At 62.8% G+C, this 15,250-nt stretch carries 13 protein-coding genes; 2 read left to right on the top strand and 11 right to left on the bottom strand.

The features are described 5' to 3' along the window. Positions 1-24 precede the first annotated feature (24 nt). Positions 25-1,170 carry a ribonuclease D gene (gene rnd, locus SPHINGO391_RS13070; protein WP_152009232.1) on the bottom strand — a complete coding sequence of 382 codons (1,146 nt, stop codon included), beginning with the start codon at positions 1,168-1,170 and terminating at the stop codon, positions 25-27. Positions 1,171-1,185: 15 nt separating this feature from the next. Then, a complete protein-coding gene (locus SPHINGO391_RS13065) occupies positions 1,186-2,475 on the bottom strand; it encodes an MFS transporter (RefSeq protein WP_152009231.1) in 1,290 nt (429 codons plus the stop codon). Between the two features lie 234 nt (positions 2,476-2,709). Between SPHINGO391_RS13065 and aspS the strand changes: the two genes are divergently transcribed. Further along, a complete protein-coding gene (aspS, locus tag SPHINGO391_RS13060; protein ID WP_152009230.1) occupies positions 2,710-4,497 on the top strand; it encodes an aspartate--tRNA ligase in 1,788 nt (595 codons plus the stop codon). Between the two features lie 92 nt (positions 4,498-4,589). Here aspS and SPHINGO391_RS13055 read toward each other — a convergent pair whose 3' ends face one another. The 5 genes from SPHINGO391_RS13055 to SPHINGO391_RS13035 form a co-directional block, all read right to left on the bottom strand. Continuing rightward, on the bottom strand, positions 4,590-4,745 hold the full coding sequence (locus tag SPHINGO391_RS13055) for a hypothetical protein (protein ID WP_193217281.1): 156 nt from the start codon (positions 4,743-4,745) through the stop codon (positions 4,590-4,592). A 124-nt stretch (positions 4,746-4,869) separates the two neighbouring features. After that, positions 4,870-6,093 carry a hypothetical protein gene (locus SPHINGO391_RS13050; RefSeq protein WP_152009229.1) on the bottom strand — a complete coding sequence of 408 codons (1,224 nt, stop codon included), beginning with the start codon at positions 6,091-6,093 and terminating at the stop codon, positions 4,870-4,872. A 129-nt stretch (positions 6,094-6,222) separates the two neighbouring features. Beyond that, positions 6,223-7,488 carry an RNA polymerase sigma factor gene (locus SPHINGO391_RS13045; RefSeq protein WP_152009228.1) on the bottom strand — a complete coding sequence of 422 codons (1,266 nt, stop codon included), beginning with the start codon at positions 7,486-7,488 and terminating at the stop codon, positions 6,223-6,225. A gap of 5 nt (positions 7,489-7,493) precedes the next feature. After that, positions 7,494-7,844 carry a YciI family protein gene (locus tag SPHINGO391_RS13040; RefSeq protein ID WP_152009227.1) on the bottom strand — a complete coding sequence of 117 codons (351 nt, stop codon included), beginning with the start codon at positions 7,842-7,844 and terminating at the stop codon, positions 7,494-7,496. A gap of 112 nt (positions 7,845-7,956) precedes the next feature. Beyond that, on the bottom strand, positions 7,957-8,346 hold the full coding sequence (locus SPHINGO391_RS13035; protein WP_152009226.1) for an MAPEG family protein: 390 nt from the start codon (positions 8,344-8,346) through the stop codon (positions 7,957-7,959). A gap of 168 nt (positions 8,347-8,514) precedes the next feature. On the opposite strand from SPHINGO391_RS13035, the gene parC reads away from it, so the two are divergent. Beyond that, positions 8,515-10,761 carry a DNA topoisomerase IV subunit A gene (gene parC / locus SPHINGO391_RS13030; protein ID WP_152009225.1) on the top strand — a complete coding sequence of 749 codons (2,247 nt, stop codon included), beginning with the start codon at positions 8,515-8,517 and terminating at the stop codon, positions 10,759-10,761. Here the strand turns inward: parC and SPHINGO391_RS13025 are convergent. The 4 genes from SPHINGO391_RS13025 to SPHINGO391_RS13010 all read right to left on the bottom strand — a co-directional run bounded on the left by SPHINGO391_RS13025 (position 10,754) and on the right by SPHINGO391_RS13010 (position 15,235). Continuing rightward, positions 10,754-11,515, bottom strand: coding sequence for a DUF3750 domain-containing protein (locus SPHINGO391_RS13025; RefSeq protein WP_152009224.1), 762 nt, complete (start codon positions 11,513-11,515; stop codon positions 10,754-10,756). The two genes, parC and SPHINGO391_RS13025, sit on opposite strands and share 8 nt — an antisense overlap. 112 nt (positions 11,516-11,627) lie before the next feature. After that, entirely contained in the window at positions 11,628-12,539 is a 912-nt protein-coding gene (locus tag SPHINGO391_RS13020) for a DMT family transporter (protein ID WP_152009223.1), read from the bottom strand. Between the two features lie 106 nt (positions 12,540-12,645). Next, positions 12,646-13,395: an arginyltransferase gene (locus SPHINGO391_RS13015; RefSeq protein WP_152009222.1), complete on the bottom strand. Its 750-nt coding sequence runs from the start codon at positions 13,393-13,395 to the stop codon at positions 12,646-12,648. Between the two features lie 19 nt (positions 13,396-13,414). Then, entirely contained in the window at positions 13,415-15,235 is a 1,821-nt protein-coding gene (locus tag SPHINGO391_RS13010) for an SLC13 family permease (protein ID WP_152009221.1), read from the bottom strand. Positions 15,236-15,250: the final 15 nt, after the last annotated feature.

Raw genomic sequence — 15,250 nt, 5'->3', positions numbered from 1 at the left:
GGAATTACGCAGCAGGACGAGCAGCTAGAGCTCGACAGCCTCGACCTTCTTGTTGGCAAACCGCAAGGCCAGCTCGCCGCGGATCAGCTTGAGCGCCCGCTCGCCGAACAGGTCGCGGCGCCAGCCCTGGAGCGCGGGAACGTCGGCGGCTTCGCCATCGACGGCGATGGCTTCCAGATCATCCGAATTGGCGATGATCTTGGCGGCGACGTTTTCCTTCTCCACGGTCAGCTTCAACAAGACCCGTAACAGCTCGATCGAGGCCTGCGCGCCTTCCGGCGCCTGTTTCTGACGGGGCAGGCGCGGCATCGCGTCCTTCGGCGTCTCGAGCGCCTCGTTGACGATCTCGACCAGCGTGGCGCCCTGTTGCGAGCGCTCCCAGCCGCGCGGGATGGTCCTGAGCCGCGACAGCGCTTCCGCATCCTTTGGCTGCTGCTGGGCGATTTCGTACAGCGCATCGTCCTTGATCACCCGGCCGCGCGGCACGTTGCGGGATTTCGCCTCGCGTTCGCGCCAGGCCGCCACATGCTGCAGCACGCAGAGTTCGACCGGTTTCTTGACCCGCATCTTCAGGCGCTTCCAGGCGTCTTCGGGTTCAATCTCATAGGTCGAGCGCGATTCGAGCACGGCCATTTCGTCGGCAACCCAGTCGCCACGGCCTGCTGCTTCGAGGCGCGAGACCAGTTCGAGATAGACGTCGCGCAGATGGGTGACATCGGCCAGCGCATAATCGAGCTGCTTGTCGCTCAGCGGCCGGCGGCTCCAGTCGGTGAACCGCGACGACTTGTCGATCGGCGCGCCGGTGATCCGCGAGACAAGCTGGTCGTAGGAGATCGATTCGCCAAATCCGCAGACCATCGCCGCCACCTGCGTGTCGAAGAGAGGGTGTGGAACCAGATCACCGAGCTTGACCACGATTTCGATGTCCTGGCGGGCGGCGTGGAACACCTTGATCACCGAGGCGTCCGCCATCAGCTCAAAAAACGGTTTGAGATCAATGCCTTTGGCCAGCGGGTCGACAATCCCTTCATCCTCGGGACCGGCCATCTGGATCAGGCACAGTTCGGGCCAGTAAGTGGTCTCTCGCAGGAACTCGGTGTCGACGGTGACAAAGTCGTGTTTGGCGAGGCGGGCGCAAAAGGCGGCAAGCGCCTCGGTCGTTGTAATCATGTCCATGTCTGGCATTTAGCGGGAATTTTCCGGTTTGTCTTGTGCCGGATCGCCATTTTGGATGGCATCCTTGTCACCTGGCTCGCTGTTGGCCGACTGGGTCGCCATCCGCGCGAACACCGGTGAGGTGCGCAACAGCGAGGCGAAGCGTCCGCGGTCCGGCTCGTCGGGCTCACCACGGACGATCCGGACGATTGTGTAGGCCACGAATGCGCCATGCATGGCACAGACATAGGTGAAGAAGGCGACCGCGCCGAACCAGTCGACCAGAACCGCCGAAAGCAGCGGACCGATGGAGGCGCCAATCGCCCAGAAGAACATCAGGCCCGAGGCAATCTGCACATACTCGCCGGCCTCGGCCTTGTCGTTGGCATGCGCCGCCGACAATGAGTAAAGCGGCAGCGTGAAGGCACCCCACAGGAAGATGCCGACGAGATTGAGCGCCAGGTTGCTGCCTGCGAACCAGACCATCGCCAGTCCGGTAAGGGTGGAGCCGGCCGTGGCCATCAGCAGCACCGACCGCCGGCTGATATTGTCGGAGAGATAGCCCAGCGGATATTGCAGCACGACACCGCCGATGATGCCCGCACTCATGAAAGAGGCGATGTCGGAGACACCAAACCCCAGACCTTCGGCGTAGAGCGGGCCGACGGAGCGGAACGAGGCGGTGGTCAGGCCCACGGTGATGGCGCCGGCGCAAGCCAGCGGCGAGACCGCGAACAGACGCTTCGGGTTGAACGAGAACGGCGCCGGCGGGGCAGGGTTGGAACGGTCGGCGAGCGAGACCGGCACGATCGACAGGATGATCAGCATGGTCATCACCGCGAAGATCTCGAAACCGCCAATGCCGAAAACCGGCAACATGTACTGCGACAGTGTCACCGCGCCGAGATCGACAAAACGGTAGATTGCAAGTGTCCTCGCCCGGTTGTTGTTGGTCACCTGCGCGTTGATCCAGCTTTCGACATTGGCAAACAGCGAGGCAAAGCAGATCCCGGTGACAAGCCGCATCAGGAACCAGAAGAAGGGATCGATGACCATGACCATGGCGAGCGAGGCACAGGCAGCGACCGCGGACATGGCTGCAAAGGCCCGGATGTGCCCGGTGCTTCTGAGCAGCCACGGTGTCACCCAGCAGCCGACGATGAAGCCGAAATAGTATCCCGCGCCGGAGAGCCCGATGACCGTGGCGGAAAATCCTTCCGCCGAACCGCGCAGGGTGACCAGCGTGCCCTGCAGACCATTGCCTGCCAGCAGCACGCCGGCTGTAAAAAGAAGCGGGAAAAGCGGGCGAAGCGAATGCATTGCAGTCCGGACGAGAGATTGGCCTTCGCGAATCCTTACATGGAATTGTCCGGGCCGTCGCCCTGAAATCCCGTCACTCACAGCGCCATTCACGCCCTTTCAGCTTGACAAACCCGATGCGCCATGCGCTTTTCCGCGCGATTTCGACCGTGCGCCGAAACGGTGATGGATCGCGTCTTCACTCCCGCCGATCCGCCGTTGTCAGCGCGACGCCCCAGCCTTGAGGATATCACAATGCATCGCTACCGTTCCCATACCTGCGCCGCGCTTCGCAAGAGCGACACCGGGGCCAATGTCCGGCTTTCGGGCTGGGTGCACCGCGTGCGCGACCATGGCGGCGTACTGTTCATCGACCTGCGCGACCATTATGGCCTGACCCAGGTCGTCGCCGACCCGGATTCGCCCGCCTTCAAGATCGCCGAGACTGTTCGCGGCGAATGGGTGATCCGCGTTGACGGTATAGTCAAGGAACGCATGGCCGACACCATCAACCCCAATCTCGGCACCGGCGAGATCGAGGTTTTCGCCCAGGAGATCGAGGTCCTGTCGTCGGCCAAGGAACTGCCGCTGCCGGTCTTCGGCGAGCCGGACTATCCGGAAGACGTCCGCCTCAAGTACCGCTTCCTCGATCTGCGCCGCGAGACGCTGCACAAGAACATCGTCACCCGCACCAAGGTGATCGCCGACATGCGCAAGCGCATGACCGAGATCGGCTTCGCAGAATACGCGACCCCGATCCTGACCGCGTCGTCGCCTGAAGGCGCGCGTGACTTCCTGGTGCCGAGCCGTATTCATCCGGGCCAGTTCTACGCCCTGCCGCAGGCGCCGCAGCAGTACAAGCAGCTTCTGATGGTCGCGGGCTTTGACCGCTACTTCCAGATCGCGCCCTGCTTCCGCGATGAGGACCCGCGCGCCGACCGTCTGCCGGGCGAATTCTACCAGCTCGACCTTGAAATGAGCTTCGTCACCCAGGAGGATGTCTGGGACACGATGGAGCCGGTGATGCGCGGCGTGTTCGAGGAATTCGCCGAAGGCAAGCCTGTCACGCAGGAGTTCCGCCGCATTCCCTATGACGAGGCGATGCGAACCTACGGCACCGACAAGCCCGACCTGAGAAACCCGATCGAGATGCAGGCCGTCACCGAGCATTTCGCCGGTTCGGGCTTCAAGGTCTTTGCCGGCATGATCGCCAACAACCCGAAGGTCGAGGTCTGGGCAATTCCGGCCAAGACCGGTGGCTCCCGCGCCTTCTGCGACCGGATGAACTCCTGGGCGCAAGGCCAGGGGCAACCGGGCCTCGGATACATCTTCTGGCGCAAGGAAGGCGACAACCTCGAAGGCGCCGGTCCGATCGCCAAGAACATCGGACCGGAGCGCACCGAGGCGATCCGCGTGCAGATGGGGCTCGAGGATGGCGATGCCTGCTTTTTCGCTGCCGGTGACCCCGCCAAGTTCGCCAAGTTTGCCGGCGACGCCCGCACACGCGCCGGCGAGGAACTGAACCTTGTCGACCAGGACCGCTTCGATCTCTGCTGGATCGTCGATTTCCCGTTCTACGAATGGGACGAGGACAACAAGAAGGTCGAGTTCGCCCACAACCCGTTCTCGATGCCGCAGGGCGGCATGGAAGCGCTCGAGACCCAGGATCCGCTGACGCTGAAGGCCTACCAGTACGATCTGGTCTGCAACGGCTTCGAGATCGCGTCGGGCTCGATCCGGAACCAGTCGCCCGAACTCATGGTCAAGGCCTTCGAGAAGGTGGGGCTCACCAAGGCCGACGTCGAGGAGCGCTTCGGCGGTCTCTACCGCGCCTTCCAGTACGGCGCACCGCCGCATGGCGGCATGGCAGCCGGTGTCGACCGGGTGATCATGCTGATCGTCGGCGCCAAGAACCTACGCGAAGTGGCCCTGTTCCCGATGAACCAGCAGGCCCAGGATCTGTTGATGGGCGCACCGAGCCCGGCTTCGCCAGCCCAGATGCGCGAACTGTCGCTGCGCGCGCTACCGCCGAAGGCCGAATAGGCCGCAAGCAGACTCAAATCATAAAGAAGCCCGGGCAAACATCTGTTTCCCGGGCTTTTTCTTTGCGGCAATGTCTTGCCGGCATGTGGTGATCAGTCCTTGTCGTCTTGTGATTCCGCGGCCAGATCGAGCAGGTCTTCCTTGGCTGCGGATTTCGCAGTCTTGGTCTTTGTTGCAGGTTTTTGCGGTTTGGCTGTGGCGTTTTCCGCTGGCTTTTCAGCCAGCGGCTCTGCCCTGAAACGGATCATCTGTTGGTCCAGTGCTGGTATGAGGCGGTCGAATCGGCACGCGAGGCCCGGAGCCAAATCGCTCCCGGTCCGGCGCGACACTGCGCCCGCCGGGGCCAACAAGCAACCTGATAATCCGCCGATGCTACTGCTTGCAGCAGACTTCCACCGGCTTGTTGGCGATGATCTGCACATTGAGCAGATCAACCAGCGACTTCGGATCGCCCATGCCCGCACCCATGATCACCGGGACCGCCACCGGCGATGCCGGCATCGCCGTGATGGTGATGTCCTGCGGGTTGTTGAGATAGACGCTCGCGGCGGCGGCAATCTGTTTCTGCAGTTCGGGAATACCGATACGGCCGAGCATAAGCGGCAGCATACCCTTGAGCGCCATCCGCATCTGGTCGCCGGAAACACCTTGCTGCTTGCCTGCAAAGGCCAGCGCCCGTTCGGTCACCGAGGCATCCTCGAAGCGCACCGAGGCGGAATTGAAGTTCAACTGCTGCAGCATGCCGAGCATGGCAAATCCCAGCGCCTGCTGGGCTGCCTGCGGATCCGGATTGGCCGCTGCGGCCGCCTGCGCCTGCTGCATCGCGTTGATGAACTCGAGAGTGTAGCCTGAGATCTCCATCGACATGCTCAGGCGTCCCACGTCGTCGAGGCTCAGGGAGTATTCCTGCATGTTGACCGTGCCGGCGGTCGCATCCCACGCGGCGGTGAGATTGATATCGCCGGTCAGGGTCTCGTAGCCCAGCTGTTGGATGGCATCCCTGGCCTTCGGATCATCGATGGAACTGAGGTCGATCTTCAGATCGGATCCGTTCATCCGCATGTCGACCTTCGAGCCATCATCCTGACGCTCGACCTGCATGTCGACCCCGGCCATCGAAAACACACGGACATCGTCTGTCTCGACGCTGATCTCGCCGGTTGAAAACCCTTCATAAAAAAGCATTCCTGCAAGCGAACCCGTCTCGCCGTTGCCCGGTACGCTCAGTCCGGTCATCTCGATACCTTCCACCGTGACCGTGGTCGGTCCCTCGTTGATCTCGACATCTTCGAACAGGGCTTCGCTGACGAAATAGCCGCCGTCGTCCTCTTCCTCGACACCCTTGAAGGTAATGTCGCCGGCTGCGATGGGGGCTTGTCCGGGCACCTCAATGCGAACTGATCTAAGCACAACCGTGTTGCCGTCGGGCTCGACCGCGGAAAAGCTCAACCGGTTGCCGCTCTGGCTGGAGAGGGCTGCAAGCTTGGTGGCGAAGTCATCGGCATCCAGGGCCAGTGCGGGCAGGGCAGGCAACGACAGGCCGGCCGCGAGCAGGGAGGCGGAAAACAGACGCTTGGGTGAGTATTGGACAGTCATCGGAGTTTCCTTCTGCTTTCGATGCGGCCTGGCCGGCCGTTGGGTCAGGGGTGCCGTGTTTTAATAAACTAGGTACCTGTCGCTGCATCGTCCACAGCTTTGTGGTGCGGATGAGGCCGCAAGGCGGTCCTATGTGCTCTGCTCCATCGCCGCCATACGGCTTGCCAGGAACTGGCGTTCGCTTTCGTTGCCGCTGAGCTCGATGGCGCGCCGGTAGCTTTGCCGGGCGGCCTCGAACTGACCCGTCCGGCGCAGCAGATCCGCCCTGGCGGCATGAAACGGCTGATAACCACCGAGCGTGGCTTCGACGGCGCCAAGAGCCTCCAGCGCCTGGTCCGCGCCATGTGCATAGGACAGTGCCGCGGCGCGGTTGAGCAGGTAGACCGGATTGTCCGAACGTGCGTGCATGGCCTCGTACAGAAGCACGATCTGGTGCCAGTCCGTGTCCGCGTGGCTCGTTGCCTCGGCATGCAGGGCACTGATGGCCGCTTGCAGCTGAAACAGGCCTGCGCGTCCGCGGGCGAGCGCCCGCTCAAGTGTCCGGCTGCCCTCGTCGATTTCGCTACCGCTCCAAAGGCTCCGATCCTGTTGATCGAGCGGGATCATCCTGCCGTGATCGTCAATCCGAGCCTGGGCACGTGAGTGGTTGAGCAGCATCAGCGCCAGCAATCCCTCGCATTCCGCGTCGCCAGGGGCCAGTTCCAGCATCAGCCGTCCCAGCCGGATCGCCTCGAGGCACAGGTCATGACGCAGCAGGTCCGGGCCTGCGGTCGCCGAATAGCCTTCGTTGAAGATCAGGTAGATCACCGAGAGCACCGAGTTGAGCCGTTCCGCCCAGTGATCCGGCTCGGGAATTGCAAAGGGAATGCCGGCCTTGGTGATCTTGTGGCGCGCCCGCACCAGCCGCTGTGCCATCGCCTCCGTCGCATCCAGAAAGGCCCGGGCGATCTCCCGGGTTGTCAGCCCGCACAGCGTTCTCAGGGTCAAGGCGACACGGGTCTTGCTGTCCAGCGCCGGATGGCAGCAGGTGAAGATCAGGCGCAGGCGTTCATCGGGGATCTCCGGCGGTTCCTCGCGGCTTAAGGCTTGCTGGTCAAGCTCGATCAGCAGTCCGTACTCCTCCGCCTTGCGGTCGAAATTGCGTGCCCGCCGGAACCGGTCGATGGCTTTTCGGCGCGCCGCTTGCAGCACCCACCCTGCGCGAGAGTCCGGCAGCCCGTTGCGGGACCAGTGCAACAGCGCCGATTCCAGCGCCTCCTGCAGACAGTCTTCCGCCATCTGGAAATCGCGGACATCGCGCAACAGGGCGCCCAGCAGACGGCCTGTCTCTGCGCGCGCAAGTGCCTCTATGGCCTTGCGCGCGCGGTCCTCCAGCTCGGGGACGTCGGATGCCATCCGGGCTATTCGATTTCCATGATCGGCCGGACTTCCACCGATCCGTGCTCGGCTGTCGGGATCATCGCGGCATAGCGGATCGCCTCGTCAAGATTGGCGCAGTCCAGCAGGTAGAACCCGCCAAGCTGTTCCTTGGTTTCGGCAAATGGTCCGTCCATTGTATCCGTCTTGCCGTTGCGAATCCGCACAGTCGTTGCGGTCGACGTGTCCTGCAGGGCTTCGCCCGCCAGCATGACGCCGTCACGCTGGTAGGTTTCCGTAGCCGCGCGGTATCCGTCCATGTAGGGGCCGAATTCCGGTGTGCCGTAATCCGGTCCGGCTCCGGGTGCCGCGTAGATCAGTGCAAGATATTTCATGGTCTGCTTCCTTTTCCTCGGTGGTTGAGGCCACAGCGGTATCCGCCGGGGCCGGAGTTTACGTCAAGGGGACGAACGGGCGGAGCCCGTTTCGACATCGGGCGTGAAAAAACTATGTGCCCCACTGGGCGAGGACGATGTTCACCATCGAAATCAGCATGGAGAGCCATGTCAGGGAACCACCGGCGATGCGGGCGGCGGTCACCGGCCTGTCGTGGAACAGGCCAAGCGGGTGAAGGATCCGGCCGGCAAGAAGGGCAAGGCCAGCCGCATGGGTCCACAAGTGCGCCGTTGTCGAAGCTTCGGCAAAAGCCATCAACAGAAGTGCGGTTGGAACGTTCTCGGCAAAATTGCCATGCCGCCGTATCCGCTCGGCAAGGGCCATGTTGCCGCCATCGAGAATGGAGATGGCGGTCTTTCCCCGCAGAACGCTGACATGGGCGGAAAGTCCCATCATCATCAGCGCCAGCGGCACGGAGTACAGTCCGGTCAGGTGCATCATCGGTGTTTTCCTTTGTCTCGGGTCGATAGTGATGTGCTTTCGATCGATCGCACTGTCATATCGACGAACGGGCCTTGTCGAAATCGACAGGCTGGCGGAAGTTTCCTCTTGATGCCGCCGATGCCGGCGCCTCTTGCCCCGAATCAGGGCTTCCTCTAATCCAGCCCCATGGGAAAAAGCTTGATACCGCCCGGCGGCGGCGATGACATTCAGGGCATCGACCTGAAAAAGGCGCTCGAGGAGCGCTATCTGGCCTATGCGCTGTCGACGATCATGCACCGGGCGCTGCCCGATGTGCGCGATGGCATGAAGCCGGTGCACCGGCGCATCGTCTACGCGATGAGCGAGATGGGCCTGCGCTCGGCCGGGTCGTTCAAGAAATGTGCCAAGATCGTCGGTGAGGTGATGGGTAACTTCCATCCCCATGGCGACCAGTCGATCTATGACGCGCTGGTGCGGCTGGCCCAGGATTTTGCCGTTCGCTACCCGCTCGCCAACGGCCAGGGCAATTTCGGCAACATCGATGGCGATAGTGCGGCCGCGATGCGCTACACCGAATCGAAGATGACCGCGGTCGCTGAACTGCTGATCGAGGGCATCGGCGAGGACGCGGTGGATTTCCGCACCACCTATGACGAGGAAAACAGCGAACCGGTAGTTCTCCCCGGCGCGTTCCCCAACCTGCTCGCCAATGGCGCCACCGGTATCGCCGTCGGCATGGCGACCTCGATTCCGCCGCACAATGCCGCCGAACTCTGCGATGCGGCTCTCGCTCTGATCCGCAAGCCCGAGGCCACGGTCGAGGACCTGCTGCAATATGTCGAAGGTCCGGACTTCCCCACCGGCGGCGTCGTCATCGACAGCCGCGAATCCATCCTCGAATCCTACCGCACTGGCCGAGGCGGCTTCCGGGTTCGCGCCAAGTGGGAAGTCGAGGAGACCGGTCGCGGCGGCTACCAGATCGTTGTCACCGAGATGCCCTATCAGGTGCAGAAGTCGCGGCTGATCGAGAAGATCGCCGAACTGCTGATCGCCCGCCGCCTGCCGCTGCTTGATGACGTCCGCGATGAATCCGCTGAAGACGTGCGCCTGGTTCTGGTCCCCAAGAGCCGTGCGGTCGATCCCAACCTGCTGATGGAATCGCTGTTCCGCCTCTCGGATCTCGAAAACCGCATTCCGCTCAACCTCAATGTCCTGTCGATGGGCAAGGTGCCCAAGGTGATGAACCTGGCCGAGGTGCTGTCTGAATGGCTGGCGCACCGCCGGGAGGTGCTGCAGCGCCGCTCCCGCCATCGCCTGGCGGCCATCGAACGGCGTCTGGAGCTCCTGTCGGGCTTCCTGATCGCCTATCTCAATCTCGATGAGGTGATCCGCATCATCCGTGAAGAGGATGAGCCGAAGCTCGAACTGATGAAGACCTTCGAGTTGACCGATGTTCAGGCCGAAGCCATCCTCAACATGCGGCTGCGGTCGTTGCGCAAGCTCGAAGAGCTTGAAATCCGCAAGGAATTTGATGGCCTGACCAACGAGAAGGCCGAGATCGAGGCCTTGCTCGCCTCCGACGCCAAGCAGTGGCAGACGGTGGCGTGGGAAATCGGCAATGTCCGCAAGACCTTCTCCAAGGAAACCGAACTCGGTGCGCGCCGCACCAAATTCGCCGAAGCGCCGGTGGCCGATCTCGCGGCAATCGAGCAGGCGATGATCGAGAAAGAGCCGATCACCGTTGTGATCTCCGAGAAGGGCTGGATCCGGGCGATGAAGGGCCACATGGCCGATTATGCCGGCTTGCAGTTCAAGGACGGCGATCAACTGAAACTCGCCTTCCACGCCAACACCACCGACAAGCTGGTCATAGTCACCACCGGCGGCAAGGCCTACACGCTCGGCGCCGACAAGCTGCCGGGTGGACGCGGGCATGGCGAGCCGCTCAGGATCATCGTCGACATGGATAATGACCAGGCGGTGCTGACCGCCTTTGTGCATGATCCGGCGCGCAAGCTGCTTATTGCCTCGACCGTCGGCAACGGCTTCATCGTGGCTGAAAGCGACATGGTCGCCAACACCCGCAAGGGCAAGCAGATCATGAATGTCAGCCTGCCGGTGGAAACCCGGCTGTGCGTTCCCGTTACCGGCGATCACGTTGCCATCATCGGCGAGAACCGCAAGATGCTGATCTTCCCGCTTGAGCAATTGCCCGAAATGAGCCGTGGCAAGGGCGTTCGACTGCAGCGCTACAAGGATGGCGGCGTGTCCGATATCCGCTGCTTCGTCATGGAGGACGGGCTCACCTGGGAAGACAGCGCAGGACGGATGCACAACCGCAAGAAGGAAGAACTCACCGAGTGGATTGCCGACCGCGCCCAGGCAGGCCGCCTGGTGCCCAAGGGCTTCCCGCGGTCCGGCAAGTTCAGCTGACCAGCCCGGTATCCCGTTCCATCCCGATCCGTCCAAAGCCCGGCAGCTTGAGCGCCGGGCGCATCACGTCCAGGCCGAAGACCAGTCCGGCGAGTCTCAGTTCGAGGCCGTAGAGCGTGCCTATGGCAAACCCGGCATATCCACCGAGAGAGACTTCGAGATTGCGCCAGTCCGGCGTCAGCGTGACGAAATCACCGAAAGGGCGGAAGTCGCGGCCGACCGCTTCCGGCGGCAGTGCAAGCTCAAGCTCGGGTACCTGCCTGAGCACATGGGCGACAAAGGAATTGGAGTTCGGCCCCGGCCAGATCCGGTAATCGCCAAAACCGGCAAACGGATAGGCCTCGACCGCAGCCTCGATCTGCGGGATCAGCCGGGCGGCTTGCGCGCCGTGAAGCGCCAGCAGCACGTCCGGAGTGTTGGAGTACCAGCGGCCGTCGGCGGGATAGGAATTGGTGCGGATCGGGCTGCCCCAGCCGACCTTGTCGTAGCGGGTGTAGCGCGCCGCATCCCTGTCCTTGGTCACGATCCAGCTGTGAACGGCGAGCGCGCCTTTTAGTCCGCCGGTCCGTGCCGCCATCACATACACTGCTGCCTCCCTGTCCGACGATGCCTCAGGCAGCAGCCCGGAAGACGACCAGTCCGCGGTTCGCCAGGAGCCCGGTTGCGAGCCCGCGGCACGAACGCCGAGCGAGGCCAGCGCCGGGGCGACGAAGCACAGCACGACAACAAGGATGATTTTCTTGATCTTTGACAAGGGCCGATCCAGACGGTTTGAACGCGCGCAGTTGATCACTGCCTTAGGACCAGATTAGGGCGCTTTCAAAACTTTGACAGGGTCAGAGGCCCGCGTGGTGTTTGTATCCGCTTCAGAGCGGATGCCGCGGCGCCAGGCTGCGAACCGCGCGACGGTGCGCGGAAAGTTGCCACAGGGAATGCGCAACAAGCGCCGTGACGATGATAGCCCCGCCGATCAGGCCGAGCCGGGTAGGGGCCTCCGAAAAGATCAGCCACATCCAGACCGGCGCCAGGATGGTTTCGAGCAGGTAGAACATCGCCACTTCGGGCCCGGAGATGTATTTCGGTCCCGTCGCCAGGCACCAGAAGGCGATCGGGATGACGATAAGCCCGTTGAGCGCCAGCCATCCCGGATGCGGCAGGACAATACCGCCGGGGCCGCCGATGATCACAAGACCGACCAGGCAGGGCACGATCGCCGCGATCAGCGGGGCAAAGCCCATGCCGGTGCGGGCCTTCCGGCTGATGGTGATGATCAGCGACAACAAAAGCGAGGTGAACAGCGCCAGCCCGTTGCCGATCATGTTGCCGGCCTGCAACCCGTCGGAGACGATCAGGGCGACGCCGACGATCATCGCGGCCATTGCCACGAAGGTCTGTGGCTTGGGCCTTTCGCCGATCAGCAGCCAGCCCATGAGGGCGGCAAACATCGGGTTGAAGGCAAGGATGAACACCAGGTTGGCCGTTGTCGTGTGAAACACGGCCAGCATGAAGCTGATGGCTGCAATGCCATAAAGCCCGGTCACGAGAAGCCCGGTACGCCCGGGAATGATCGGGTCACGGTTGGAGGTAAACAGCCGCAATCCGGCCCACATCACCAGCGCCGCGAAAAAGGTCATCCCGCCGCGTGTGGCCACAACCGACCAGGCTTCGCCCTCCGACAGCTTGATCAGCGGGATGTCGATGGTCAGCGCCAGCCCCCCGAATGCCGTGATCAGCAATCCCTTGCGATGCTCGGCCGCCTGCTGGATGTGGTCGGACATGGTTGGCGGCCTTGCTGGAGGAACCGGACGGCAGTCTGGTTCTGGCTTCGGTTCGGATCGGGTTTGTGTGGGAATGGTTCAGGCGGGAAACAGGAGGACGAAGAGGTCAGGGTGCATAGCGCTGCCAACCCTGAGCCATCAGGTGTTCCTGCGGCTGAAAACGGGTCTTGTATTCCATCTTGCGCGAACCCTTGACCCAGTAGCCCATGTAGACATGCGGAAGGCCGAGCATCCGGGCGCGCTCGATGTGATCGAGGATCATGTAGGTGCCGAGCGAGCGGGCCGTCACGTCCGGATTGTAGAACGAATAGACCATCGACAGACCGTCGCTCATCCGGTCTGTCAAAGCCACCGCCAGCAATTCGCCCGCCGGATGCTCCTGCAGTCCGTCGCCCTCGGCGCGCACCCGGTATTCGATGATGCGGCTGTCGACGTGCGAATCCTCGACCATCATCGCGTAGTCGCCGATGCTCATGTCGGCCATGCCGCCGCTCTGGTGACGGCTGTCGAGATAACGGCGAAACAGCTTGAACTGCTCGCTCGAGGGTTCCGCGTGATACTCGGCGGCAATCAGATCCGCATTGACGGAGATGTTGCGGCGCATCGAGCGGGTCGGCTTGAACTCGCTGGCGAGAATGCGCACCGAGACGCAGGCCCGGCAGGTCTCGCAGGCCGGCCTGTAGGCAATGTTCTGCGACCGGCGGAAGCCGCCCTGGGTCAGAAGATCATTCAATTCCGTGGCCTTTTCGCCCACCAGATGGGTAAAAACCTTCCGTTCGCTCTGGCCCTCAAGATAGGGGCAGTCCGACGGAGCGGTCAGAAAGAACTGCGGGGAATTGATGGGTTGGTTCATCATGTTTGGGATTCGGAACTGTTCAAAGTCCATAATACCATGGCGCAAGTATCGAAAACGTCAACCATATGATGATCACAAGCGGTGTGCCGGCGCGAAGAAAATCGCTGAACCGGTAATGCCCGGGCCCCATCACCAGCAGGTTTGTCTGATAGCCGATCGGCGTGGCGAACGAGGCGTTTGACGCAAAGATCACCGCCGCGATGAACGGCTCGGGCGGAGCGCCCATGCCCTTGGCGATCCCCAGCGCGATCGGTGTGAACAGCACCGCGGTGGCATTGTTCGACAGGATGTTGGTCAGCACAGCCATCACCAGGAAGAGCCCTGAAAGGACGACGCCGGGCGACGCGCCATCCATAAGGCTGAGCGACGCAGAGGCGATCAGCGCCGCCCCGCCGGTGATTTCAAGAGCGGTGGCGAGCGCCACCGAAGAACCCACCAGCAGAAAGATCTGCCGGTCGAAGGCTCGGCCGGCCTGCAGGATCGAAAGACATCCGGTCAAGAGCATCAGCACCGCGCCGCAAATCGCTGCCACCACGATGGGCACGACGGAGAACGCCGAAAGCAGCACGATGGCGGCAAAGATCGCCACCGCGATCCGTGCCTTGCGGGATTGCGGCACGGCCTCGGCGGAATGCTCGAGCAGCAGCAAGTCGTGATTTCCCCGCAAGAGCTTGATCGCCTCCATCGGGCCGCCGATCAGCAGCGTGTCGCCCGGTTCCAGCCTGATGTCGGACATGGCCGAGCGCGCCATGCGGCTCTTGCGCTGCACGCCAAGCACCGAAATGCCGAATTGCGGTCTGAGGCCGGACAGCTGGATGGTTCGCCCGGCATAGCGCGAACCCGGAGAGATCACCGCTTCGGCAAGATGGTAATCGGGGCCCGGCGGAAGCTCCTTGCCGGTATCTTCCTGCGGGCCGTCCTCGCTTTCCAGCCCCGTGCCCCCGCGCGACAGTGCCTTGGAGAAGGCTCGCCGGGTTCCGGTTACCACAAGCGTGTCGCCGACCGACAGGGTGAGATCCTCAAATGGCGGCAGAACCGGCACATCCCGGCGCTGCAGCAGCCTGAGCGTCAGTTCGCCGAGCCCCGGGAACATCCCCGCCTTGGCGGATATGCCGACAAAGGGATGATCCCGCGTCAGCGTGATCTCGCCGATGAACTGCGCCCCGGACTTTGCTCCGGCGGACAGTTCGGCGACCCGTTCTGGCAACAGTCGCGGCAACACGCCAAGCACATAGGCGCCACCGACCAGCGCCAGGATGACGCCCATCCCGGTGACGTCGAAGAAGCCGATCTCGTAGCCGTAGTCGCGCACCACGCCCGCCACCAGAAGGTTGGTCGAGGAGCCGATCAGCGTGGTCATCCCGCCCAGGATGGTGATGAAGGACAGCGGTATGAACACCCGGCTCGGCGAAATCGACCGTTGCGCGGAGATCACCACCAGGATCGGGATGAAGATCACCACCACCGGCGTGTTGTTCAGAAAGGCCGAGAAGATCGCGGCACCGACCAGAATGAACAGGATCGGCCGGAATGTCGCTGCTCCGCCCATCCGCCCGAGCTTGCGGGCAGGTGCTTCCATGGCGTCCGTCGCAAACAGCCCCTGGCCGACGATCAGCAGCGCGATGACGGTCGCTAGTGCCGGGTTTGCAAAGCCGGCCAGTAACTCTTCCGCACCCAGGGTCGCGCCGTCGAGGCCGGAATAGGGAAACAGCCCGAACAGCAGCAGCACGGCCGCAAGCGAGACCAGCGAAACCGTCTCCATCGGCCAGCGCTCGGAGGCATAGGCAATGATGGTGGCCGCGATGATCACGAACGTGGCGATGAGATGAAAGTCTGGCATGGAAACGGGGCGACT

The organism is Hoeflea sp. EC-HK425 (assembly GCF_902498795.1).
GTDB lineage: Bacteria > Pseudomonadota > Alphaproteobacteria > Rhizobiales > Rhizobiaceae > Hoeflea > Hoeflea alexandrii.
The sequence above is the reverse complement of the archived record's forward strand: the minus strand, read 5'-3'. Positions and strand labels throughout refer to the sequence as shown.

Coding starts and splice junctions, on each gene's coding strand:
- rnd (WP_152009232.1), bottom strand. CDS start 1,170: ATGATTACAACGACCGAGGCGCTTGCCGCCTTTTGCGCCCGCCTCGCC.
- SPHINGO391_RS13065 (WP_152009231.1), bottom strand. CDS start 2,475: ATGCATTCGCTTCGCCCGCTTTTCCCGCTTCTTTTTACAGCCGGCGTG.
- aspS (WP_152009230.1), top strand. CDS start 2,710: ATGCATCGCTACCGTTCCCATACCTGCGCCGCGCTTCGCAAGAGCGAC.
- SPHINGO391_RS13055 (WP_193217281.1), bottom strand. CDS start 4,745: ATGATCCGTTTCAGGGCAGAGCCGCTGGCTGAAAAGCCAGCGGAAAAC.
- SPHINGO391_RS13050 (WP_152009229.1), bottom strand. CDS start 6,093: ATGACTGTCCAATACTCACCCAAGCGTCTGTTTTCCGCCTCCCTGCTC.
- SPHINGO391_RS13045 (WP_152009228.1), bottom strand. CDS start 7,488: ATGGCATCCGACGTCCCCGAGCTGGAGGACCGCGCGCGCAAGGCCATA.
- SPHINGO391_RS13040 (WP_152009227.1), bottom strand. CDS start 7,844: ATGAAATATCTTGCACTGATCTACGCGGCACCCGGAGCCGGACCGGAT.
- SPHINGO391_RS13035 (WP_152009226.1), bottom strand. CDS start 8,346: ATGATGCACCTGACCGGACTGTACTCCGTGCCGCTGGCGCTGATGATG.
- parC (WP_152009225.1), top strand. CDS start 8,515: ATGGGAAAAAGCTTGATACCGCCCGGCGGCGGCGATGACATTCAGGGC.
- SPHINGO391_RS13020 (WP_152009223.1), bottom strand. CDS start 12,539: ATGTCCGACCACATCCAGCAGGCGGCCGAGCATCGCAAGGGATTGCTG.
- SPHINGO391_RS13015 (WP_152009222.1), bottom strand. CDS start 13,395: ATGATGAACCAACCCATCAATTCCCCGCAGTTCTTTCTGACCGCTCCG.
- SPHINGO391_RS13010 (WP_152009221.1), bottom strand. CDS start 15,235: ATGCCAGACTTTCATCTCATCGCCACGTTCGTGATCATCGCGGCCACC.